Source organism: Ideonella sp. BN130291 (assembly GCF_036231905.1).
Classification (GTDB): Bacteria; Pseudomonadota; Gammaproteobacteria; order Burkholderiales; family Burkholderiaceae_C; genus CAMLIZ01.
The window spans coordinates 97,704-118,289 of record NZ_JAZARE010000008.1 but is presented as its reverse complement, the minus strand read 5'-3'; the positions used below and the strand labels follow the sequence as shown (position 1 = coordinate 118,289).

Genomic DNA, 20,586 nt, shown 5'->3' with positions numbered 1-20,586 from the left:
CGCCGTGGGTCAGAGCAGGCGGCAGGCTTCCTCGAAGGCCAGGCGCGGGTTGCGCGCATGCAGCCGCGACACATCGCCGCGCCCGAGGGTGCAGACGAAGTTGCTTTTCACCGTGGTGCCGGCCCAGAAGGCAGCGTCCATCCGGGCCGCGTCGAAACCGCTCATCGGCCCGCAGTCCAGCCCGAGCGCACGGGCGGCGACGATGAAGTAGCCGCCTTGCAGGCTGCTGTTGCGCAAGGCGGTCTCTTCGATCTTCTGCGGCTTGCCGGCAAACCAGGAACGTGCATCGGTGTGCGGGAACAGCCGCGGCAGCTGCTCGTAGAACGCCATGTCCATGCCGATGATGGCCGTGACCGGCGCCTCCTGGACCTTGCGCACGTTGCCGGCATCCATGCACTCCACCAGCCGTGCCTTCGCCTCGGGCGTGCGCACGAAGGCGACGCGCGCCGGCGTGCAGTTGGCCGAGGTCGGGCCCCACTTCATCAGGTCGTACAGCGCGCGCAGGGTGGCATCGTCCACCGGGTCCGGCAGATAGCCGCTCTGCGTGCGGGCCTCGGTGAAGAGTTGTTCGGTGGTGACGTTCATCAGCGGGTCTTTGGGAAGCGACGGAGAATTGTCCGATGTTTGCTCCCAACCAGAACGACGTCCGCCGCTTCTTCTGCGACACCCTCGCCAAGCACCGGCAAGGCACGCCGCTGACACCGATGGAGTCGATCGCGGCGGACTGGATCGCACAGCATCCGGAGTACCACGATGACCTGGCCGACGTGGACGCGGCGCTCGCGGCCCAGTACACGGTCGAAGGCGGCAGGAGCAACCCATTCCTGCACCTGTCCATGCACCTCACGATCGAAGAGCAGATGTCCATCGACCAGCCGCGCGGCATCAAGCAGGCGGTGGAGCTGCTGGCCGCGAAGCGGGGCTCCATGCACGATGCCCAGCACGAGGTGATGGAGTGCCTGGGCGAGATGATCTGGGCCTCGCAACGCAGCGGCCTGCCGCCGGACGGGCACGCCTACCTCGACTGCGTGCGCCGCCGCGCCACCCGCTGAGCGGCACAACGCGCCGGCGCAAAGAAAAAGGGCCTGCAATCGCAGGCCCTTTCACATGAAGCATCGAGCGTCAGGCGTGCGCGGCCCGCAGCTTGAGCGAGAACTCCTGCAGCGCGGCGATGCCGCTCTCCTCGGCCTTCCTGCACCAGGCCTGCAGGTCGTGCACCAGCTGATCGGCCGACACGTTGGTGCGGGTCCAGAGCTGGCGCAGCTCTTCGCGCATCAGCACCAGCTTGGCGAGCTGCGGGCTGTGCTGCAGCGCATTGGCCATGGTGGGCTTGACGGTCGGCGGGATCTTGTCGTCGTCGCGGTGCAGCCAGCGCTTGGCCAGGCGCAGCTCCGACCACTTGGCGGTGTTCTTGGCACCCTGCGCCTTCAGGCGGGCCAGCTCGGCCTTGCAGGTGCGCTTCATTTCCTTGGCGTAGTGCGCCATCACCTCGTAGCGGTTGGCGATCAGCGCTTCCAGCGTCTTGTCGTCGGCCACCGGCTTCACGTTGCCCAGCTTGAGCATCGGCGGCGTCTTGCGCACCTTGGCCAGGCCCAGCAGTTCCAGGCCGCGGATGTACATCCAGCCGATGTCGAACTCGTACGGCTTGACCGACAGCTTGGCGCTGGTGGGGTAGGTGTGGTGGTTGTTGTGCAGCTCTTCGCCGCCGATCAGGATGCCCCAGGGCGACACGTTGGTGCTGGCGTCCGCCGCTTCGAAGTTGCGGTAGCCCCACCAGTGGCCGATGCCGTTGATGATGCCGGCCGCGGTGATCGGGATCCACAGCATCTGCACCGCCCACACGGTGAGGCCGACACCGCCGAACAGCAGCAGGTCCAGGATCAGCGTGAGGCCCACGCCCTGCCAGGTGAAGCGGCTGTATAGGTTGCGCTCGATCCAGTCGTTGGGCGTGTTGTGACCGAACTTGGCCAGGGTTTCCTGGTTCTTGGCTTCGGCGCGGTACATCTCGCTGCCGGTCAGCAGCACGGCCTTGATGCCGCGGGTCTGCGGGCTGTGCGGGTCTTCTTCCGTCTCGCACTTGGCGTGGTGCTTGCGGTGGATGGCCACCCATTCCTTGGTGACCATGCCGGTGCCCAGCCACAGCCACAGGCGGAAGAAGTGCGAGGGAATCGGGTGCAGGTCGAGCGCGCGGTGGGCCTGGGCGCGGTGGAGGAAGATGGTGACCGAAGCGATGGTCACATGGGTGGTCGCCAGCGTGAACAACACAATTTGCCACCACGAAGCGTCAGTCACTCCGTGGGCCAGCCATTGGATCGCCGCGTCCCACACCATCGAAAGTTCGTTCATACCTGCCTTGCAGCCCAACCGGGGCCAATGAGGGATTGTAAAAGACCGGCGTTTGGGGCCAAGCCGGAATTTATGCACGTTTTACCGCCCAGACGGCGGCGTGCTGCGGGCATTGGAGCCCTGGCGAGCCGGTCGGTTCCCCGCTCGGATCAGCCCTTTTCCCAGACGGCGGCAAAAAACCCGTCGGTTCCATGCCGGTGCGGCCACAGCCGCAGGTGGCCGTCGGTGTCCAGGTTGGCGGCACCGGCCACCTGGGCGCGCTCCAGCGCCTGGGCTGCGGGCACCGGCTGGAAGTCAGGATGGGCAGCGCCGAAGGCCTGCGCAATCGCCTCGTTCTCGCTGGCCAGCAGGCTGCAGGTGGCATACACCAGCCGGCCGCCTGGCTTGAGGAGCCGGGCCGCGCTGGCGAGGATGGCGCCTTGTTTTTCGCGCAGTTCCTCGATCGCTGCCGGTGACTGCCGCCACTTCAGGTCGGGATTGCGCCGCAGCGTGCCCAGGCCGGAACACGGCGCGTCCACCAGCACCCGGTCGATCTTGCCGGCCAGCCGCTTGATGCGCTCGTCGCGCTCGTGCGCGATCTGCGCCGGATACACGTTGGACAGGCCGCTGCGCGCCAGGCGGGGCTTGAGCGCATCCAGCCGGTGGCCGGACACGTCAAAGGCGTACAGCCGACCGCTGTTGCGCATGGCCGCGCCCAGCGCCAGGGTCTTGCCGCCGGCGCCGGCGCAGAAATCCACCACCATCTCGCTGCGCTTGGGCGCCAGCAGCAGCGCGAGCAACTGGCTGCCTTCGTCCTGCACCTCCACCTCGCCCTTGCTGAACACGTCGAGCTTGTTCAGTGCCGGCTTGCCGTCCACCCGCAAACCCCAGGGCGAGTAGGGCGTGGGACGCGCGTCGATGCCGGCGGCGGCCAGGGCGGCCTGGACCTCGTCCCGCTTGGCCTTGAGCAGGTTCACCCGCAGGTCCAGCGGCGCCGGCTCGTTGAGGCTGGCGGCGAGGGCGTCAAACTCCTCGGCGGGCAACGCCTGCTGCAGCGGCTGCGCCAGCCAGTCCGGCAGGTTGTGGCGCAGCTTGGGCTGCAGCTGAGCCACATCGACCGCGCGGGCCTTGGCGAGCCACTGCTGCTCGTGTTCGGCCAGCGCCCCGCGCAGGAAACCCTCGCCGCCTTGCCAGCCCAGGATGGCCAACCGACGCTCCGCAGAGCCGGGCCCGCCTTGCGCCAGATGCTGGAACAGCAGGCGCCGGCGCAGCACGTTGTAGACCGTTTCGGCCAGCGTATGGCGCTCGCGCTGGCCGAGGTCGCGGTGCTTGCGGAAGTAGGCCGAGACCACGCTGTCGGCCGGCATGTCGAATTGGAGGACTTGGCGCAGCAACTCGGTGCACAGGTCCAGCAGGGCGTTGGGATGCATCGCGGAATTATCCCTTCCCGCCCTGCCCGCCACCGGCTCGCCAGAGCCGCGTCCGCCCCGGCTAGAAAAGCTGGGACTCGCCGCCGGTGTGGCTGACCACGCCGTTGCTGACATTCAGCTCGCCGTGCACGAACCAGCACACCGTGCGCGGGTACATCTGGTGTTCACGCGCCAGCACGCGCTGCGCCAGGCTGGCCTCGGTGTCGCCGGGCAGCAGCGGCACCACCGCCTGGGCCACGATCGGCCCATGGTCGAGCTCGGGTGTGACGAAGTGCACCGTCGCGCCGGCCACCTTGCAGCCGGCCTCGATGGCGCGGCGATGGGTGTGCAGCCCGGTGAAGGCCGGCAGCAGCGAAGGGTGGATGTTCAGCATGCGGCCTTCGTAGCGCCGCACAAACGCCTCGCCCAGGATGCGCATGAAGCCGGCCAGCACCACCAGGTCCGGCGCATGCCGGTCGATCGCCTCGGCCAGCGCGGCGTCGAATGCCTCGCGCGAGGCGTGGGCCTTGTGATCCACGGCTTGTGCCGCAATGCCCCGCGCGGCGGCAAACGCCAGGCCGGCGGCTTCGGGCCGGTTGCTCAGCACCGCCACGACCTCGGCGTTCCAGCCCTCTTGCTGCGCCGCTTCGACGATCGCCTCCATGTTGGAGCCGCGTCCGGAAATCAGGATGACGATGCGCTTCGGGGTCATGGCGCGCAAGTGTAGATGGGCGCCTCCGGCGCCCTGCCCTCCTACAATCCTCGCCTCACTTTCAGAGCCCACCATGACCTCCGACGTTTCGCCCGCGCCGCGCACCTCCAAATCGCGCGTGCTGTCCGGCATGCGCCCCACCGGCGCCCTGCACCTCGGCCACTACCACGGCGCGCTCAAGAACTGGGTGCGGCTGCAGGACGACTACGACTGCTTCTACTTCGTGGCCGACTGGCATGCGCTGACCACGCACTACGAAGAGCGCGAGGTGATGGAGCGCTATGTGTACGACATGGTGATCGACTGGGTGGCCGCCGGCCTGGACCCGGAGCGCTGCACCATCTTTTTGCAAAGCCGCCTGGCCGAGCACGCCGAGCTGTTCACCCTGCTCGCGATGGGCACGCCGCTGGGCTGGCTGGAGCGTGTGCCGACCTACAAGGACCAGATCGAGAAGCTGAAGGACCGCGACCTCGCGACCTACGGCTTCCTCGGCTATCCGCTGCTGCAGGCCGCCGACATCCTGATCTACAAGGCGGCCTACGTGCCGGTGGGCGAGGACCAGGCCTCCCATGTGGAGCTCACACGCGAAGTGGCGCGGCGCTTCAACCACCTGTACGGCAAGGTGCCGGGATTCGATTTGAAGGTGCAGGCGGCGCTGGCCAAGCTGGGCAAGGACGACGCGCGCTACTTCGAGAAGCAGCGCAAGGCCTTCCAGGAAGGCGGCTCGCAGGAGGCGGTTGGCAAGGCCGAATTCATCCTGAAGAAGGCCACCGCCAACCCGGAGTGGACGGCGGACGACGAAGAGCTGCTGCTGGGCCACCTGCGCGGCACCGGCAAGAACATCCTCTCGGAGCCGCAGGCGCTGCACACCGAGGTGACCAAGCTGCCCGGCCTGGACGGCGCCAAGATGAGCAAGAGCTACGGCAACGCCATCGCCATGCGCGAGGAGCCGGCGGTGGTGACGGACAAGATGCGCAAGATGCCCACCGACCCGGCGCGCGTGCGCCGCACCGACCCGGGCAACCCGGAGCGCTGCCCGGTGTGGCAGTTCCACCAGGTGTATTCCGACCAGCCGACCAAGGACTGGGCCTGGAAAGGCTGCACCACCGCCGGCATCGGCTGCCTGGACTGCAAGCAGCCGGTGATCGACGCGGTGCTCAAGGAGCAGCAGCCCTGGCGCGAGCGTGCGGAGCCCTACCTCACGAACCCCAAGCACGTGCACTGGATCGTCGAGGTGGGCACCGAGCGCGCGCGCAGCGTGGCCCGCTCCACCATGAAGGATGTGCGCGCCGCGATGGGGCTGAACTACTGAACCGCGACCGGGCCGTGGCAGGCATCCACATCACCGACATCGAAAACGCCATCAACTGGTGGCGCGAGCGTTCGCCCTCGCCAGACGGCATCACCGCCTGCAAGCCGGTGCTGGCACTCGCCGAGGTGTATGCGCTGATGGTGTACTACCACGAGGACGAGTGCGACGAGGAGAGCATGCCGCCCAAGGCGCGCGAGGCCTGGCTGGCCTGGTATGCCAGCACGCCGGATGCGCCCTGCATCGCCATCTGCTCCACCACCCAGGGCGACGCGGTGTGCAAGGGCTGTGGCCGCCGCTTCGACGAGGTGCAGCACTGGCCGGTGTTCACGCCCGCTGAAAAACGCGCGGTCTGGCGCCGCATCACGCTGGAGGGCACCGCCTGGCGCTTCAACCGCTATGCAGAGCGCGCCCGGCTGGCCACCGGCCGCGACCATCCTCCACCGGAGGCGCTGGAACCCGCCGCTTGACAGACCCAAGCTCGCTCCGGGGCAGCGCGCGCCGCATCTTCCCGCTCGCCTGGCCGGTGACGGTGGGCCAGGTGGCGGTGCTGGGCTTCAGCACGGTGGACACGGTGCTGCTGGCCCGCCACGACGTGGTGGACCTGGCGGCGCTCGCCATCGGCGCCTCCGCCTACGTCACCGTGTTCGTCGGGCTGATGGGCGTGCTGCTCGCCATCTCGCCCATCGCCGGCCGGTTCTATGGCGCGGGGGATCGCCCGGCCGCCGGCCGGCAGCTGGAGCAGGCCATCTGGCTGGCGCTGATGATGACCGTGTTCGGTGCCGGCCTGCTGCTGATGCCGCAGCCCTTTCTCGCGCTGGCGCATGCATCGCCCGCGGTCGCCGGGAAGGTGCAGGCCTACCTGCAGGCGCTGGCGGTCGCCTTGCCCGCGGCGCTGATGTTCACCGCCTACCGGGGTTTCAACACCGCCATCTCCCGGCCGAAGGCGGTGATGGCGATGCAGCTGGGCGGCCTGGCGCTGAAGGTGCCGCTGTCCATGCTGCTGGTGAACGGGACGGCATGGGGCCCGGTGAACATCCCGCCCCTGGGGCTCACCGGCTGCGGCATCGCCACCGCGATCGTCATGTGGTGCCAGTGGCTGGCAGCGCTGACGCTGCTGCGGCGCGATCCGTTCTACCGCCCTTTCCGGCTCTGGGCGCACGGGCTGGCGCGGCCGCAACGCGATCCCATCATGGCGCAGCTGCGCCTGGGTGTGCCCATGGGGCTGGCCATCCTCATCGAGGTGAGCGGCTTCACCTTCATGGCGTTTTTCATTTCGCGCCTGGGCGCCACGCCGCTGGCCGGCCACCAGATCGCGGTGAACCTGGTGGCCCTGCTGTTCATGCTGCCGCTGGGGCTGGCCAACGGCACCAGCACGCTGGTGGCGCAGCGCATCGGCGCGGGCGACGCCCGGGATGCACACCGCCTGGGCTGGCACGGGGTGTGGATTGCAGGCCTGCTGGCCAGCGTTCTCGGCGGCGCCGTGTTCCTGCTGCGCGAGCCCATCCTCCGGTTGTACACGCACGACGCCACCATCGTGGCGGCCGCGCTGCCGCTGCTGGCCTGGGTGGCGCTTTTCCACATCGGCGACGCGTTGCAGTGCGCGGCCTCGTTCGTGCTGCGCGCCTGGCACGTCGCCACCGTGCCGGTGGTGATCTATGCGGTGGCGCTGTGGGGCGTCGGGCTGGGCGGTGGTTATGCCGCCGCCTTCGGCCACCTCGGCATGCCGGCCTTGCAAGGCGCACGCGGCTTTTGGATCGCCAGCACCAGCAGCCTGCTGCTGGCGGCCGCGTTGCTGTGTGCCTTGCTGGCCTGGGTGATGAAGCAGAAGACCCGCGCAGGCCTATCCCACGCGGGCTGACCCCTGCGGCAGGCTGAGCACGAAGCAGCTGCCGCCACCCTCGCGCGCCTCACAGCGCACCTGGCCGCCGTGCCGTTCCGCGATCTGCTTCACCAGGCTCAGGCCCAGCCCCACGCCACCCGCCTGCTCGGCATGGCCAGGCAGCCGGAAGAAGGGCTCGAAGATGCGGTCGCGCATCGCCTGCGGCACACCGGGGCCCCGGTCGCACACGCGCAGCTCCACCTGGCCCGGCAGCGCGGCCAGAGTCAGCGTGATGTCGCCGCCGCCATAACGCCTGGCGTTCTCCAGCAGGTTGCGCAGGGCCCGGCGCAGCAGGCGCTCGTCACCGAGCACCTGCGGCAAGGCGGGCGTTGCTTCGAGCTGCGCATCCACGCGGGCGCCCTCTTCCGCGGCCAGGCCGGCCATGTCCACCGGCTCCTGGCGTTCCAGGGCGGCCTGCGCATCGAGCCGGCTGGCGAGCAGCACCTCCTCCACCAGCGCGTCGAGCTCCGCGATGTTGGTGTCTATCTCCTGGCGCAAGCGTGCCCGCTGCGGCGGCGGCGCATCCTCCAGCATGGCCAGCGCCATCTTCAGGCGTGCCAGCGGCGAACGCAGCTCATGGCTGGCATTGGCAAGCAGCGACTGGTGCGAGCGCAGCAGTTGCTCGATGCGGTCGGCGGCGCGGTTGAAGCTGCCGGCCAGCGCCGCGACCTCGTCGCGGCCGTCGGTGTTCACCCGGTGGCTGAAGGCACCGGCGCCGAAGGCCTCGACCCCTTGCTGCAACCCTTCCAGCCGGCGCGTGAGGCGGCGCACGACGGGGTAGGCGCCGACCGCCACCGCCACGAACAGCACCACCAGAGCCGCGGCCAGGCCGACGCCGCCCACGAACAGCGGCGGCCCGCCGTAGTGGAGCGCCATCGCGACATGTTCACGCGGTGGCCGGGGCGGCCGCGGTTCGTCACCGGGCCGGGCCGCCGCCGTACCCGGGCCGGCACGCAGCAGCACCGGGCGCAGGATCCACAGCGCCCGGCCATCGGACAGCGGCACCCGCAAGGCGCGCCGGGCCGGGCCGTCGGGGTCCGCCTCGTGGCGCGCAAAGCTCTCGGAGGTGGCAATGCGCCGTCCCTGCGCATCGTCCAGCGCCAGTGGCATGCGCAGGCGCTGTGCCCAGTCGAGCAAGGCCGCGCGCTGCTCGGCCTGCGGCGCGGAGCCGGCGGGCAGGCTGTTCTCGATCAGCGCGGCCCAGGCGCCGGCACGGTCGCTCACCACGGCCTGCATGTTCTGGCGCTCTTCGTCGAGGTGGCGTTGCGCCAGCCAGCCGGCCACCAGCGCAAACAGCAGCAGCGCGGCGACGATGGTGAGGTAGATGCGCAGGTACAGGCTTTTCATGCTGAGCCGTCGCTGTCCTGCTTGCGCGCGAACACGTAGCCCGCACCACGCACGGTGAGCACGCGGCGCGGGTTCTTCGGGTCGTCCTCGATCACGGCGCGGATGCGCGAGATGTGCACGTCGATCGAGCGGTCGAAGGCCTCCATCGGATGGCCCTTGAGCGCGTCCATGATCTGGTCGCGCGACAGCACGCGGCCGGCGCTCTGCGCCAGCACCACGAGCAGGTCGAATTGGTGGCCGGTGAGGTCGCAGTCCCGCCCGTCCAGCCGCGCCTTGCGCTCGCCGAGGTCGATCTCCAGGCGGCCGAACTGCAGCACGTCGTCGGGCGATTCCGGTGCCGCGCGCCGCAGCAGTGCCTTTACCCGCGCCAGCAGCTCGCGCGGCTCGAAGGGTTTGGGCAGGTAGTCGTCGGCGCCGAGCTCCAGGCCGAGGATGCGGTCCATCGGCTCGCCACGGGCGGTGAGCATCAGCAGCGGCAGGCGGCGGGTGCGCGCTTCCGCCCGCAGCTCGCGCGTGAGGTCCAGCCCGTCGCCGTCAGGCAGCATCAGGTCCAGCACCAGCGCGTCGTAGTGCGCGGCCTGCAGCAGCTGGCGGCCCTGTTGCAGGGAGCCGGCCACGTCCACCTCATGGCCGGCCTGGCGCAGGTAGTCGCCCACCATCGCGGTGAGGCGGGCGTCATCGTCGATGAGCAGCAATCGGGCGTGGGCATTCATGGTGCGCGCAATGCAAAAAGCGCCCCGGGCGCGAGCACCGGGGCGAATTCCTGGCCGAGAGGAAACAAGGTCGTGAAGCAGCATAGCGGCTGCCGGCGGGTCACTTGCTGTTGAGTTGCTCGCGCTCCTGCTTGTGGCGCTGCATCATCTCGTGGCGCTGCTTCATCTGCTGGGCGAGCTGCTGGCGCTGCGCCGGCGTGAGCACGCGGCTGATGTCCAGCATGGCCTGCAGCATGCGCTTGGACGCCTGGTCATGGCGGGCCATCATCTGCTGGCGCAGGGCCTCGGCCGCATTGGCATCCACGGTGGGCTGCGTGAACAGCGCCATGCCCTGCTCATGCAGCGCCTTGCCCGACTCGCGCTGGGCCTTCAGGTCGTTGGCCGCCGCCTGGGCGATCTGCTTGATCTGGCTGCGCTGGGCGTCGGTGGCCTTGACGCTGTCGAGCATGCGGTCCAGGTGCGGCCCCATCACGCCTGGCCCCATGAACATGCCGTGGCCGCCACCATGCCCGCCGTGGCGGGGGCCATCCTGTGCGTAGGCGGTGAGCGCAAAGGTGCCGATGACGGCGAGGATCAGCGCCGCGAGCAGCAGGCGCATGGACTGGAAGGCAACAGGGGACTGGAAGGAAGCGGCTTTCATCGGGACTCCTTGATTGGTTGAAACCACGGAATGAAGGATGCAAGCCGGCTGTTGAGGCGGTGTGCGCTGGCGGTAAAGATCTGTGAAGGCGGTGCCGTCCGGCGGCGCCCGCAGCCAGCTCAGCCGGGCGTTTCGATCCGCACCAGCTTGCGCCGCAGCGCGTACTCCGGGTTGCCGCTGCGCAGCTCCAGGCGCAGCAACACGCCGCTGTGCCGGTCGACCACCATCACGCCGTCCACCCGGGTGCTGGCCACGCCGTTGGGCACGTCGCCGAAGAGTTCGATGGTGGCGCCATCGAACTGGCGCCCGGACACCACCGTGGGGCCCACCGCGATCACCTGGCCGCGCACGCGGGCGGTGCGCTCGGCCGTGTCGGGCCCGTGCAGCTCGCCGGACAGCACGTCGCCCAGCTGCAGGTCGCGGTGCAGCAGCCGGGTCCAGCTGAGCACGCGGTACGGCTGGGGCGCCAGGGCATTGCCGGCAGGATCCTGCCGCCACGGCAGCGCTCGGGTGGCCGGACCATGGTCGAGCTGGAAATTCAGCTCGCCGCGCTTGAGCGCCTGCAGCCGCAGGCCCAGCTCGGTGGCCGGGCCGCCGCTGGCGGCCCGCTCCTCGTACACCAGGCGCTCCCCCAGGGCCACCGGCAAGGCCGCGGCGCGCGCCGGCGGCAGCGCATCGCTCATCGGCGGGCAAGCCCGCTGGGCCGCGGCGGCGCTCAGCGCCTCGTAGCGGCCCTTCAAGCGCGCCAGGGCCTCCGCATCCGGACCATCCGGCCGCATGGCCAGCAGCGCAGGCCAGAAGACGGTGGTGCCCAGCGTGAGCACGATCATGTTGTTGGCCACGTTCGCGTCCACCGCGTAGGCCACGTCGGCCGCCTTCTGCTGCACCCGCTCGATCTCGTCGGCGATGGCATCGCAGGGCCAGCCGGCAAAGTCGGCCGCGCTCGTGGGCAGCGGCTTCACGTCGGCCGAGCGCGTGGCACAGCCCGCAGCGAGCGAAAAAGCCAGAAGGAGCGGAGCGGAACGACGAAGGGGCATGGACGAGGCAAAAGGCCGCGCGCATTGTGCTCCATCGCCGTTCCGCGCCTGCAGTCCTCCCCCCTGTTTCAGTAGTCGTTGCTGCGGGTGGCGGTGGCCCGGGCGCGGGCTCAAGCCATCTTTGCCAGGCGCAGCTCGTGTGCGGCCTGCACCACCGCCTCCGCGCTGGTCGCTTCCGACGGCCACACCAGCGCTCCGGTGACGGCCATCACCTCCACCACCAGGCTGCCCACCCGGTACGGCGCGGAGAGCTCGTCGAACAGCCGCGCCTCGATCGGCCCGAGCACCGAATCCCCCACGCTGAACAGCGCGACGCCGAAGGTGTCCACCGCCACGCGGACGAGGTGGTCCACGCCCCGCACGCGGCTGCGCATGCGCTGCCAGGCCGCGTCCACCACTGCCTGCTGCACCGCCAGGCCATGGCGCTGGCCCAGCGGCGCGAGCCCGTCGAGCTGCACGGTCAGCACCGCCATGCGGGCACCGTAGCGCCGGCATGCCGCCAGCTGGCGCTCCACCGCCGGCACGAAGGGCTCGTTGTCCGGCGCCTGCGGCAGGCGCGATGGCTTGGGCGGATGCAGCAGGATGACGGACGCGCTCTCCTGTCGGCTTTGCAGCATGGGGTGTGCTCCTCGCATGTTTTGGCTCCTCTCTGCCTTGTTAAAACGCAGTCGCCGTGCAAAACCCGACATGCGCACCGATTGCGGCGTGTAACAAGGGCGGATAGAGTGGCGCGCTTCCACTTCCCCATGGCATGACTGAGATCACCACGCTGCTGAGGGCGGCCGGCTCGGGTGACCCGCGCGCCGCCGAGCAGGTTGTCGAAATGCTGTATGCGGACCTGCAACGGCTGGCGCGCAGCCGCCTGCGTCGGTCGGGGGAGTTGACGCTGCTGGACACCACCTCGCTGGTGCACGAGTCCTACCTGCGCATGCACCACGGCGGGGACCTCGACTTCGCCGACCGCAAGCACTTCCTGGCCTACGCAGCCCGCGTGATGCACACCGTGGTGATCGACCTGGTGCGCGCCCGCCAAGCCGACCGGCGCGGCGGCGAGGCGATGCACGTGACGCTGAACACCGCGGTGGCCGACACCACGCCGCAGTCCGACGATGAGCTGCTGCGGGTGCATGAGGCGCTGCAGGAGCTGGCGACTGTGGACGCCAGGCTGGCCCAGGTGGTGGAAATGCGCTACTTCGGCGGCCTGAGCGAAGCCGAGATCGCCGACTGCCTGGGCGTGACCGAGCGCACTGTGCAGCGCGACTGGCAGAAGGCACGCCTGTTCCTGGCGGCCGCGCTGAAGTAACCAGCGCATGCAAGCCTCGCCCCAGGCCCGCTGGCCTGTCCTGAGCCCCCTGCTCGACGAACTGCTCGACGTGGACGGCGAGGCACGCGCCGCGCGGCTGGCCGACATCCGGGCCAGCGACCCGGCATTGGCCGCGGAGCTGCAGGCTTTGCTCGGCGAACTGCCGCGCATCGAGCGCGAGGCGTTCCTGGAGCGCCCGCCGCTGCTGCCCCCGGCCACGCTGGCCGGCCAGACCATCGGCCCCTACACCGTGGAGCGCGAGCTCGGCCAGGGCGGCATGGGCAGCGTGTGGCTGGCGCGCCGCACCGACGGCCGCTACGAAGGCCAGGTGGCGATCAAGTTCCTCAACGCCGGCCTGATGTCGCGCGGCGGAGCGGAGCGTTTTGCCCGCGAGGGCAGCATCCTGGCGCGCCTGGCGCATCCGCACATCGCGCGCCTGCTCGACGCCGGCGTGGCGCGCGAAGGCACCCAGCCGTACCTGGTGCTGGAATACACCGACGGCCAGCCGATCAACCTGCACTGCGATGCGATGGGGCTGGACCTGCAGCAGCGGGTGCGCCTGTTCCTCGACGTGCTGGCCGCGGTGGCGCATGCGCACAACCGGCTGATCCTGCACCGCGACATCAAGCCCAGCAACATCCTGGTCACCCAGGCCGGCGAGGTGAAGCTGCTGGACTTCGGCATCGCCAAGCTGCTGGACGACGCCACGGCGCCGGGCGAAGCGACGGAGCTCACGCGGCAGGCCGGCCGCGCCTTCACACCGCAGTACGCCGCGCCGGAGCAGCTGCAGGACGGCGACGTGACCACCGCCACCGACGTGTATGCACTCGGTGTGCTGCTGCATGTGCTGCTCGGTGGTGAACACCCCACGGCCAGTGGCACCACCGCGCCGCTGGAGCAGATGCGTGCGGCGATTGAGGTCGAGCCGCGTCGGCTGTCCGACACCGTGCTGCGCCGGGGCGGCCCCCACGCGGCGCGACTGGCGCGCGAGCTGCGCGGGGACCTGGACAACATCGTTGCGCGCGCCCTCAAGAAGGCGCCAGCCCAGCGCTATGCCAACGCAGCCGCATTCGCTGATGACCTGCAGCGCTACCTGAGGCACGAACCCGTTGCCGCGCGCGCCGATGGCGCAGCGTATGTGCTGGCCAAGTTCGTGCGCCGCCATCGCCTGGGCGTGGCAGCCAGCCTGGTGACCGTGGCCGCGCTGGCCGCCGGCATCAGCGTGGCGCTGTGGCAGGCGCGCGAGGCCCAGCGCCAGCGTGTGCAGGCCGAAGGCCTGATCGAATTCATGCTGGGCGACCTGCGCAAGAAGCTGCAGCCGGTGGGTCGACTGGACGTGATGAACGCGGTGGGCGACAAGGCGCTCGCCTACTACGCGGCGCAGGACGCGCAGGGCCTGGATGCCAACGCGCTGGGCCGCAAGGCGCGTGCGCTGCACCTGATCGGCGAAATCGCCGAGCGCCAAGGCCAACTGGCGGACGCCTCACGGGTCTTCGAACAAGCGGCCGCCACCACCGCCGAACTGATGGCCCGTGCCCCAGCGGACGGCCAGCGCGTGTTCGACCATGCACAGAGCGTGTACTGGGTGGGTTATGTGGCGCGCAAGCGCGGCGAGCTGGCGCAGGCAGAAGTCTCCTTCCGCCGCTATGCCGAGCTGGCAGAGCAGTTGAACCGGCTGGACGCCAGCAACATCGACTGGCGCATGGAAAGGGGTCACGCCAGCACCAACCTCGGCGTGGTGCACCTTGAGGCCTGGCGCGCGGCCGAGGCGCTGGCGGCGTTCGTGGCCGCGCGTGACACCTGGCAGGCTGTGGCAGCGGAACGGCCGGAGATGAAGCTGAAGCTGGCCGACAGCTGGGGCTGGATCTCGAAGGCGCGTGAAGTGATGGGGCAGTTTGACGATGCGGTGAATGCCCAGCAAACCAAGATGTCCGTGTTGCAGCAGATGCCGGATGCGGCGAAGAACCGCAACGCGCAGCGCCAGCTGGCCGCCGCCGAGCTCGCGCTGGCCCGCCTCTACCTGGCGCAAGGTGAATACAGCCCCGCAGCGCAGGTCGCGCGGAGAGCGCTGGAGAGCATGGAGGCGCTCCAAACGCTTGACCCCAGCAACACGTGGTGGCTGGCGCAAGCGACCGCCACCCGCGTGAGCCTCGCACATGCACAGTGGGCGCTCGGCCAGCGCGACGACGCCCGCGCCACCTTGCAGCGGGCTGCCGCTGACATCGCCAAGCTGCAGGGCACCGACGCGACGCGCCCGCAGTGGAACATCACGCTGCGCGGCGCGGTCTTGCAACAGCAGGCGCTCCAGCGGCCGGACGCATCCGGCACCTTGCTGCATGACATGCAGGCCTATGTGCTCGAAGCGCAGCAGACCGCTGCCAAGATGGGGCGCCTCGACGCCGACGAAACCCTGGCGGTCGCTGCGGCGGAGCTTGCGCTGGGCGACCTGCTTCGAAGCAACAGCGCCCCGCAGGCCGCCGCGCATTGGCAATCTGCGGCACAACGGCTGAAAGCGCCGGCTGCAAGCGGGGTGCTGTCTGCCATGACGCTCCTGGCCCACGCGGACTTGCGCCTCGGGCTCAACGCCGAGGCCCGCAGGCTCGCCGAACGCATCGAAACGAGTTCCTACCGGCACCCCGCATACGCCGATCTCCGTCGCAGACTGGCCGCCGAAGCGGGGGCGGCGCCAACCCCATAAAACTCAGGACAACCACATGACCACGAACATCGAGCACAACCACGTCATCGTCACGGTGAACGGCAGCGGCACGCCCGTGTGCACACCCGACACCGTGCAGGCCCGCGGCCGCAACTGCATCCTGACCTTCCACTTGCGCACCGATGGTTATGTGTTTCCCGACTCCGATGCCGTGGTGGTCACCGACCCGGGAACGGAGTTTCCGAATCCATCCACCACGCCTAGCCCGACAAAGGTGCACCTGTTCAACCGCAACAGCCGACGGGCGCTGTTCAAGTACACGGTGACAGTCAAGGAAGCCAGCACCGGGCGCCTGATTCCGCTGGACCCGTCCATCGAGAACGAAGACTGAAGCGGGGTCGGAAAACGAGGCCGCTCGGCACGGTGGCCGGTTCGCGGCGACGTAACGGGGACTCCGGGTCCACACCTTAGGGGATGGACTGCCTCGCGTCCCCAACCTATCGTGGCGCGCCGTCCATCGGACGACTTGCGGCCCCGGTTTGTGGGCTCGAACCCAAGGGAGCCCGTGTGAACCGTCGTTCTTTGTTGCGGTCCTTCGTTGCGACCACTTTCCTCGTAAGCCTTGGCGCGTTCGCCGCCGGCGCGACGCCCGCCTATCGGCTCACCAACCTCAGCGCACTGGGCATGTTCGACGCCGCCGGTGTCAACGGACTGGGGCAAGTGGTCGGCAGGACGAGGACCGCCGGCGGTCGCTACGTCCCGGTGTTGTTCGATGGCAGCCGCGTCAAGTTCCTGCCGAGGCCGTTCGAATGGACGCCGATGCGCATCGACAACGCAGGCAGCATCGTGGGGTTGCAGCATGACGAGTTGTCCACCCAAGTGATCGGCTATGGGGCTGGTGCATTCAGCGTGCTCTCCCAGCCGATGCCGCCGATGGGCCCGAATACCTGGTATGTCGCCGCCGACGCGACCGGCCGTGCACTTGCCAACACGGCGGCCTGTGCGCCACCGTGCGCAGGCCATGCGGTGCTCTACGGCCCGCAAGGCGCGACGGACCTCGGCACGCTGGGCGGCCGGCACAACTTGGCCAGCGCCATGAACGGACTTGGCCATGTGGTGGGCTGGTCACAGGCTGCCACAGGCGCCCGATTCACGGGCTACATCCATCGCAACGGCCAGCTGAGCCCCATTCCCGCCTTCATGCCCAACCCGCCTGTGCGCACCGAGATCATCAGCAGCGCAAACGGCATCAATGACCGCGACCAGGTGGTCGGCTGGAGCCTCACCGGGCTGGCCAGCAACGGGGTCACCCATGGACGCGCCTACCTTTGGGACGCCGGCGTGATGAAGGATCTGGGCACGCTGGGCGGCAACGACAGCAGCGCGGTCAGCATCAACAACGCGGGGGACATCATCGGGTACGCCGGCACGGTTGCCGGCGGCGACGCCGCGGATCTGTCGTCGGCGGCTTTCCTCCACCGCGGCGGCATCATGTACAACCTCGACTCGCTCCTCGTCCCCGGTGGGGGCGCCGGCTGGAAGATCGTCGAGGTGATCACGATCAACGACGAAGGATTCATTCTCGGCTGGGCAACGGCACCGGGCTCGGCAACCCCGACGAATGTCGTGTTGAGCCCCGTGCAGTAGCGGTGGCACGGTGCGCAGCAGTTTCGGAGAAGCAAGCTCGCGCCGCTGTTTCTGCTGCCGTTTTCGGGGTTGTCCCTGTTTGCGCTGCCGTACGTCGATCACCGCGGCAAGCAGCGCAACCAGAGCGCGCCGGCAGGCGAGCAGCAAGTCGCTGCGCTGAAGCGACGGGGCGCTTCGCAGCATTTCCCATAGCCTCAAAAACAAAGCCGCCTCGAAGGGCGGCTTGATCTTGGTTCCCGAGGCTCTTCACCTCTTGGCACCTGGCGGAAAGGGGGGGATTCGAACCCCCGATACGGGAGGACCCGTATGCCGGATTTCGAATCCGGTGCATTCGACCACTCTGCCACCTTTCCGGGTAACTCGCGCGCTCGGGTCGATTTCGAGCGAAGCGCGGATTCTAGCCCATCAAGGGCGCAGCACTTCCACTCCGCCGATGTACGGCCGCAGCGCCGCGGGCACGGTGATGGTGCCGTCCGCGTTCTGGCCGTTTTCGAGCACGGCAACCAGCGTGCGGCCCACCGCGAGGCCGGACCCATTGAGCGTGTGCACCAGCTCCGGCTTGCCTTGCGCGTTGCGGAAGCGCGCCTGCATGCGCCTGGCCTGGAAGGCTTCGCAGTTGGAGCAGCTGCTGATCTCGCGGTACGCGTTCTGCGCGGGCAGCCACACCTCGAGGTCGTAGGTCTTGGTGGCACCAAAACCCATGTCGCCGGTGGACAGCGCCATCACGCGATAGGGCAGCTCCAGCTTCTGCAGGATGGCCTCGGCATGGCGGGTCATCTCTTCCAGTGCGTCGTAGCTCTTTTCCGGGTGCACGATCTGCACCATCTCGACCTTGTCGAACTGGTGCTGGCGAATCATGCCGCGCGTGTCGCGGCCGGCGCTACCGGCTTCCGAGCGGAAACACGGGCTGTGCGCCGTGAGCTTCATGGGCAGCTGCGCGGCATCGAGGATCTGCTCGCGCACGCTGTTGGTGAGCGAGATCTCCGAGGTCGAGATGAGGTACTGCTCGGCCTGTTCTTCGCTCCCGCCGCGCAGCACCCAGAACATGTCTTCCTTGAACTTGGGCAGCTGGCCCGTGCCTTCCAGCACCTCGCGGTTGACGATGTAGGGCGTGTAGCACTCGGTGTAGCCATGCTGCGTGGTCTGCACGTCCAGCATGAACTGCGCGAGCGCGCGATGCAGCCGGGCGATTGGCCCGCGCATGAAGGTGAAGCGCGAGCCCGACAGCTTGGCGCCGGTTTCAAAGTCCAGCCCCAGCGGCTGGCCGAGGTCCACATGGTCCTTCACCGCGAAGCCGAATTCGCGTGGGCTGCCCCAGCGCCGCACTTCCACGTTCGCGTGTTCGTCGGCACCCACCGGCACGCTGTCGTGCGGCAGGTTGGGAACGCTCATCAGCATGCCGGTGAGCTCGCCCTGCAGCTGCTCCAGGCGCTCGGCACTGGCCTTCAGCTCGTCGCCGATGCCGCCCACTTCGGCCATCACCGCCGAGGTGTCTTCGCCCTTGCCCTTGAGCACGCCGATCTGCTTGGAAAGGCTGTTGCGCTTGGCCTGCAGCTCCTCGGTGCGGGTCTGGATGCTCTTGCGTTCGGACTCCAGCGCCTTGAAGCGGGCAACGTCCAGGAAGGGCTGGGGCGACTTACGCTTGTCCAGCTTGGCGATCACGCCGTCGAGGTCACGGCGAAGCAGGGCGATGTCGAGCATGGGTGTGGTGTGCGCCGGCGCGATCGGTGCGCTGCGGCGGGCCTTTGAAGGGAGCGCCGATTGTAGGAGAGCGCTTGCCGGCGTCAGCGGTGGTGAGGATGATGGTGGTGGTGGCGCCGGCGCAGGCGCCGCCCGGCCACGAGGTGCCACAGGAAGGGCAGCAGCAGCAACACGCCGACGCCCAGGTGCACCAGGGCCGCCACGTTGGCCCACGCCTCGTCGGCCAGGTAGTACACCGCCACGCCGGTGAGCGCCAGCAGCAACGCCGGCAGCGCGACCAGCAGGCCGCTGCTTTTCTGGCGATGGCGGCGCCAGCCCGAACGCATGTGCACGCTCCACAAGGCGCCGACGAACATCAGCACCACGAAGGCCAGCGTGGCATGCAGCGCCGCCATGCCGATGCGCGCATTGGCGGCCAGCCGCCACGCCAGATCCCAATCGGCGCGCAGCTGCAAGGTGGTGGGCGCCAGCAGGCATCCGCTGGCGTACAAGCCGAGCGAGCCGGCCAGCAACGCCGGCTGGAACCAGCGTGGGTAGCCCTTCATGCCGCTTGCCGCCATGCAGTGGGCGCGAGCAGACAACCGCCCAGCTGCGCCACCCGCGCCGCGCGCTCGGCCGGCGGCGTGAGGGCTGCGACCTTGGTGAGCGCATCCGCGCGCCAGGCGCTGCGGGCCACCACGCTCAGCACTTCTACCGGGGCGTTCGCCGGCGCGCCGACGATGCAGCCAGGGAAGCGCTCGTCGAGTGCGCCCCCCACGCGGGAGGAGGCCAGCGCCGCGTTCCGCAGCTGCCCCAGGGGCGTGAGGCTGTCGTCCAGCTCCCGGCGCTGCACCGGCACGCTGCGCTCGCCAAACACCCGCAGATCCCCACCCGCGTTCACCCACCCGCTGGTGGCACCACACCGGCGCAGCGTCTGCACCGCAAGATCGACCGCAAAGCCCTTGGCGATGCCGTCCAGCGTGATGCGCACGGGCCGGCGCAGCAGCGCCCAGCCAGACCCCAGCACCACGTCATCGGCTTCGCCCACAGGCACGGGCTCAGGCCCACCATGATCCGGCAACACACCGCGAGCGACCAGCGCCCCACCCACCGTGCAATTGAAGGCGCCATGGCTTGCGCGCGTCATCGCCAGGGCCGCGCGCAGCAGCCGCAAGGTGGTGCCCGAAAGCGCGACCTTGTCACCCGGCCCGCGATTGAGCAGCGAGAGCTCGCTGTCCGCCGAATGAAAGCTCCAGCGCGCATGCGACTGCGCCAGGCTCGCGAAGGCCGCATCCACTGCACGCGCCACATCCGCCTCATCAGGCGCCCACGCACCCACCTCGACAAAGGTGCCGAGCAGCGGGCGCATGCGACGCTGTTCAGGCATGCAGATACAGCTTCTGGATCGCGAGCAGCCGCTTCACGCCGTCCGTCACGTTACGGCAGGACAGGGTGGCGCCGCTGATGTTGGGCACGTCCTCATCCAGCTTCAGCGGGTTGGCCAGCGTCTTGCCGACGAAGTTCTTGCGCCAGGCAGCGTCCCTGATCTGCCCGCCATGGGTCTCGCGGTAGCTGAGGATCTCCACGCCCAGCACCTTGCCGTCGGCCGACAGCGCGGTGGCGTAGGTGATGAACTCGTGCTTGCCGATCACCTCGTCCACCAGGAACCAGCCGAGCAGCTCGCCATCGCGCTCCGCGCGCCACACCTTCTGTTCCTCGGCGCGCTGGCGCACGCCGGACACTGCCTTGATGCGCTCACGCTGTTCGTCGCTCAGCTTCAGCGGCCGCTCGACAAAGCTTTTGGCCGCAGGGAACAGCAGCGTCTGGGCCTGGGCCACCGACAGGTAGTCGGTGGCGTGCGCGGGCGACACCAGCGCCGCGGCGGGCAGCAGAAACGCAGCAAGGTCCAACGGGCGGCGCATC

21 protein-coding genes and 1 tRNA gene are annotated in these 20,586 nt (G+C 69.2%); 8 read left to right on the top strand and 14 right to left on the bottom strand.

Annotated elements, in window-relative coordinates:
* Window positions 1-9: 9 nt before the first annotated feature.
* Window positions 10-585 (bottom strand): malonic semialdehyde reductase, encoded by a 576-nt coding sequence (locus VPH43_RS17990; protein ID WP_328579115.1) that lies wholly within the window; start codon window positions 583-585, stop codon window positions 10-12.
* Window positions 586-620: 35 nt separating this feature from the next.
* Between VPH43_RS17990 and VPH43_RS17985 the strand changes: the two genes are divergently transcribed.
* On the top strand, window positions 621-1,052 hold the full coding sequence (locus VPH43_RS17985; RefSeq protein ID WP_328579114.1) for a DUF1841 family protein: 432 nt from the start codon (window positions 621-623) through the stop codon (window positions 1,050-1,052).
* Window positions 1,053-1,122: 70 nt separating this feature from the next.
* Here the strand turns inward: VPH43_RS17985 and VPH43_RS17980 are convergent, their stop codons facing one another.
* From VPH43_RS17980 to purN, 3 genes are all read right to left on the bottom strand, one after another.
* Complete coding sequence (locus VPH43_RS17980) at window positions 1,123-2,346, bottom strand: DesA family fatty acid desaturase (RefSeq protein WP_328579113.1); 1,224 nt, start codon at window positions 2,344-2,346, stop codon at window positions 1,123-1,125.
* A 149-nt stretch (window positions 2,347-2,495) separates the two neighbouring features.
* The gene (locus tag VPH43_RS17975; RefSeq protein ID WP_328579112.1) at window positions 2,496-3,755 is read right to left on the bottom strand and encodes an RsmB/NOP family class I SAM-dependent RNA methyltransferase; all 1,260 of its coding nucleotides are present in this window, start codon (window positions 3,753-3,755) and stop codon (window positions 2,496-2,498) included.
* Between the two features lie 61 nt (window positions 3,756-3,816).
* Window positions 3,817-4,446 (bottom strand): phosphoribosylglycinamide formyltransferase, encoded by a 630-nt coding sequence (gene purN / locus VPH43_RS17970; RefSeq protein WP_328579111.1) that lies wholly within the window; start codon window positions 4,444-4,446, stop codon window positions 3,817-3,819.
* A 73-nt stretch (window positions 4,447-4,519) separates the two neighbouring features.
* Between purN and VPH43_RS17965 the strand changes: the two genes are divergently transcribed.
* Genes VPH43_RS17965 through VPH43_RS17955 form a run of 3 tightly spaced genes read left to right on the top strand, consistent with a single transcriptional unit; the run spans window position 4,520 to window position 7,616 of the window.
* Window positions 4,520-5,758 (top strand): tryptophan--tRNA ligase, encoded by a 1,239-nt coding sequence (locus VPH43_RS17965; protein ID WP_328579110.1) that lies wholly within the window; start codon window positions 4,520-4,522, stop codon window positions 5,756-5,758.
* A gap of 14 nt (window positions 5,759-5,772) precedes the next feature.
* On the top strand, window positions 5,773-6,225 hold the full coding sequence (locus tag VPH43_RS17960; protein WP_328579109.1) for a DUF3717 domain-containing protein: 453 nt from the start codon (window positions 5,773-5,775) through the stop codon (window positions 6,223-6,225).
* A complete protein-coding gene (locus VPH43_RS17955) occupies window positions 6,222-7,616 on the top strand; it encodes an MATE family efflux transporter (RefSeq protein ID WP_328579108.1) in 1,395 nt (464 codons plus the stop codon). The genes VPH43_RS17960 and VPH43_RS17955 overlap by 4 nt, the downstream gene beginning before the upstream one ends.
* Here VPH43_RS17955 and VPH43_RS17950 read toward each other — a convergent pair.
* From VPH43_RS17950 to VPH43_RS17930, 5 genes are all read right to left on the bottom strand, one after another.
* On the bottom strand, window positions 7,599-8,984 hold the full coding sequence (locus VPH43_RS17950; RefSeq protein ID WP_328579107.1) for a sensor histidine kinase: 1,386 nt from the start codon (window positions 8,982-8,984) through the stop codon (window positions 7,599-7,601). The two genes, VPH43_RS17955 and VPH43_RS17950, sit on opposite strands and share 18 nt — an antisense overlap.
* The gene (locus VPH43_RS17945) at window positions 8,981-9,697 is read right to left on the bottom strand and encodes a response regulator transcription factor (protein ID WP_328579106.1); all 717 of its coding nucleotides are present in this window, start codon (window positions 9,695-9,697) and stop codon (window positions 8,981-8,983) included. The genes VPH43_RS17950 and VPH43_RS17945 overlap by 4 nt, the downstream gene beginning before the upstream one ends.
* A gap of 100 nt (window positions 9,698-9,797) precedes the next feature.
* Entirely contained in the window at window positions 9,798-10,337 is a 540-nt protein-coding gene (locus VPH43_RS17940; protein WP_328579105.1) for a Spy/CpxP family protein refolding chaperone, read from the bottom strand.
* Window positions 10,338-10,456: 119 nt separating this feature from the next.
* Window positions 10,457-11,299 (bottom strand): hypothetical protein, encoded by an 843-nt coding sequence (locus VPH43_RS17935; protein ID WP_328579104.1) that lies wholly within the window; start codon window positions 11,297-11,299, stop codon window positions 10,457-10,459.
* A 185-nt stretch (window positions 11,300-11,484) separates the two neighbouring features.
* Window positions 11,485-11,991, bottom strand: coding sequence for a GGDEF domain-containing protein (locus tag VPH43_RS17930; RefSeq protein WP_328579103.1), 507 nt, complete (start codon window positions 11,989-11,991; stop codon window positions 11,485-11,487).
* Between the two features lie 134 nt (window positions 11,992-12,125).
* Between VPH43_RS17930 and VPH43_RS17925 the strand changes: the two genes are divergently transcribed.
* The 4 genes from VPH43_RS17925 to VPH43_RS17910 all read left to right on the top strand — a co-directional run bounded on the left by VPH43_RS17925 (window position 12,126) and on the right by VPH43_RS17910 (window position 16,983).
* Window positions 12,126-12,677, top strand: coding sequence for an ECF-type sigma factor (locus tag VPH43_RS17925; protein WP_328579102.1), 552 nt, complete (start codon window positions 12,126-12,128; stop codon window positions 12,675-12,677).
* A gap of 7 nt (window positions 12,678-12,684) precedes the next feature.
* Complete coding sequence (locus VPH43_RS17920) at window positions 12,685-15,375, top strand: serine/threonine-protein kinase (protein ID WP_328579101.1); 2,691 nt, start codon at window positions 12,685-12,687, stop codon at window positions 15,373-15,375.
* A gap of 16 nt (window positions 15,376-15,391) precedes the next feature.
* A complete protein-coding gene (locus tag VPH43_RS17915) occupies window positions 15,392-15,727 on the top strand; it encodes a hypothetical protein (RefSeq protein ID WP_328579100.1) in 336 nt (111 codons plus the stop codon).
* 176 nt (window positions 15,728-15,903) lie between these two features.
* Window positions 15,904-16,983: a hypothetical protein gene (locus VPH43_RS17910; RefSeq protein ID WP_328579099.1), complete on the top strand. Its 1,080-nt coding sequence runs from the start codon at window positions 15,904-15,906 to the stop codon at window positions 16,981-16,983.
* A 261-nt stretch (window positions 16,984-17,244) separates the two neighbouring features.
* Here VPH43_RS17910 and VPH43_RS17905 read toward each other — a convergent pair.
* The 5 genes from VPH43_RS17905 to VPH43_RS17885 form a co-directional block, all read right to left on the bottom strand.
* Window positions 17,245-17,336 (bottom strand) — tRNA-Ser (locus tag VPH43_RS17905).
* Window positions 17,337-17,388: 52 nt separating this feature from the next.
* Window positions 17,389-18,684 carry a serine--tRNA ligase gene (gene serS, locus VPH43_RS17900; protein ID WP_328579098.1) on the bottom strand — a complete coding sequence of 432 codons (1,296 nt, stop codon included), beginning with the start codon at window positions 18,682-18,684 and terminating at the stop codon, window positions 17,389-17,391.
* A gap of 83 nt (window positions 18,685-18,767) precedes the next feature.
* On the bottom strand, window positions 18,768-19,229 hold the full coding sequence (locus tag VPH43_RS17895; protein WP_328579097.1) for a hypothetical protein: 462 nt from the start codon (window positions 19,227-19,229) through the stop codon (window positions 18,768-18,770).
* Window positions 19,226-20,050 carry an FAD:protein FMN transferase gene (locus tag VPH43_RS17890; protein ID WP_328579096.1) on the bottom strand — a complete coding sequence of 275 codons (825 nt, stop codon included), beginning with the start codon at window positions 20,048-20,050 and terminating at the stop codon, window positions 19,226-19,228. The genes VPH43_RS17895 and VPH43_RS17890 overlap by 4 nt, the downstream gene beginning before the upstream one ends.
* Complete coding sequence (locus VPH43_RS17885) at window positions 20,043-20,585, bottom strand: FMN-binding protein (RefSeq protein WP_328579095.1); 543 nt, start codon at window positions 20,583-20,585, stop codon at window positions 20,043-20,045. The genes VPH43_RS17890 and VPH43_RS17885 overlap by 8 nt, the downstream gene beginning before the upstream one ends.
* Window position 20,586: the final 1 nt, after the last annotated feature.

Excerpts from the sequence above, each read along its gene's own strand:
- VPH43_RS17925 (WP_328579102.1), top strand. The coding sequence starts at position 12,126 with ATGACTGAGATCACCACGCTGCTGAGGGCGGCCGGCTCGGGTGACCCG.
- VPH43_RS17975 (WP_328579112.1), bottom strand. The coding sequence starts at position 3,755 with ATGCATCCCAACGCCCTGCTGGACCTGTGCACCGAGTTGCTGCGCCAA.
- VPH43_RS17885 (WP_328579095.1), bottom strand. The coding sequence starts at position 20,585 with ATGCGCCGCCCGTTGGACCTTGCTGCGTTTCTGCTGCCCGCCGCGGCG.
- VPH43_RS17890 (WP_328579096.1), bottom strand. The coding sequence starts at position 20,050 with ATGCCTGAACAGCGTCGCATGCGCCCGCTGCTCGGCACCTTTGTCGAG.
- VPH43_RS17940 (WP_328579105.1), bottom strand. The coding sequence starts at position 10,337 with ATGAAAGCCGCTTCCTTCCAGTCCCCTGTTGCCTTCCAGTCCATGCGC.
- purN (WP_328579111.1), bottom strand. The coding sequence starts at position 4,446 with ATGACCCCGAAGCGCATCGTCATCCTGATTTCCGGACGCGGCTCCAAC.
- VPH43_RS17965 (WP_328579110.1), top strand. The coding sequence starts at position 4,520 with ATGACCTCCGACGTTTCGCCCGCGCCGCGCACCTCCAAATCGCGCGTG.
- VPH43_RS17915 (WP_328579100.1), top strand. The coding sequence starts at position 15,392 with ATGACCACGAACATCGAGCACAACCACGTCATCGTCACGGTGAACGGC.
- VPH43_RS17985 (WP_328579114.1), top strand. The coding sequence starts at position 621 with ATGTTTGCTCCCAACCAGAACGACGTCCGCCGCTTCTTCTGCGACACC.
- VPH43_RS17930 (WP_328579103.1), bottom strand. The coding sequence starts at position 11,991 with ATGCTGCAAAGCCGACAGGAGAGCGCGTCCGTCATCCTGCTGCATCCG.
- VPH43_RS17980 (WP_328579113.1), bottom strand. The coding sequence starts at position 2,346 with ATGAACGAACTTTCGATGGTGTGGGACGCGGCGATCCAATGGCTGGCC.
- VPH43_RS17945 (WP_328579106.1), bottom strand. The coding sequence starts at position 9,697 with ATGAATGCCCACGCCCGATTGCTGCTCATCGACGATGACGCCCGCCTC.
- VPH43_RS17990 (WP_328579115.1), bottom strand. The coding sequence starts at position 585 with ATGAACGTCACCACCGAACAACTCTTCACCGAGGCCCGCACGCAGAGC.
- serS (WP_328579098.1), bottom strand. The coding sequence starts at position 18,684 with ATGCTCGACATCGCCCTGCTTCGCCGTGACCTCGACGGCGTGATCGCC.
- VPH43_RS17920 (WP_328579101.1), top strand. The coding sequence starts at position 12,685 with ATGCAAGCCTCGCCCCAGGCCCGCTGGCCTGTCCTGAGCCCCCTGCTC.
- VPH43_RS17950 (WP_328579107.1), bottom strand. The coding sequence starts at position 8,984 with ATGAAAAGCCTGTACCTGCGCATCTACCTCACCATCGTCGCCGCGCTG.
- VPH43_RS17895 (WP_328579097.1), bottom strand. The coding sequence starts at position 19,229 with ATGAAGGGCTACCCACGCTGGTTCCAGCCGGCGTTGCTGGCCGGCTCG.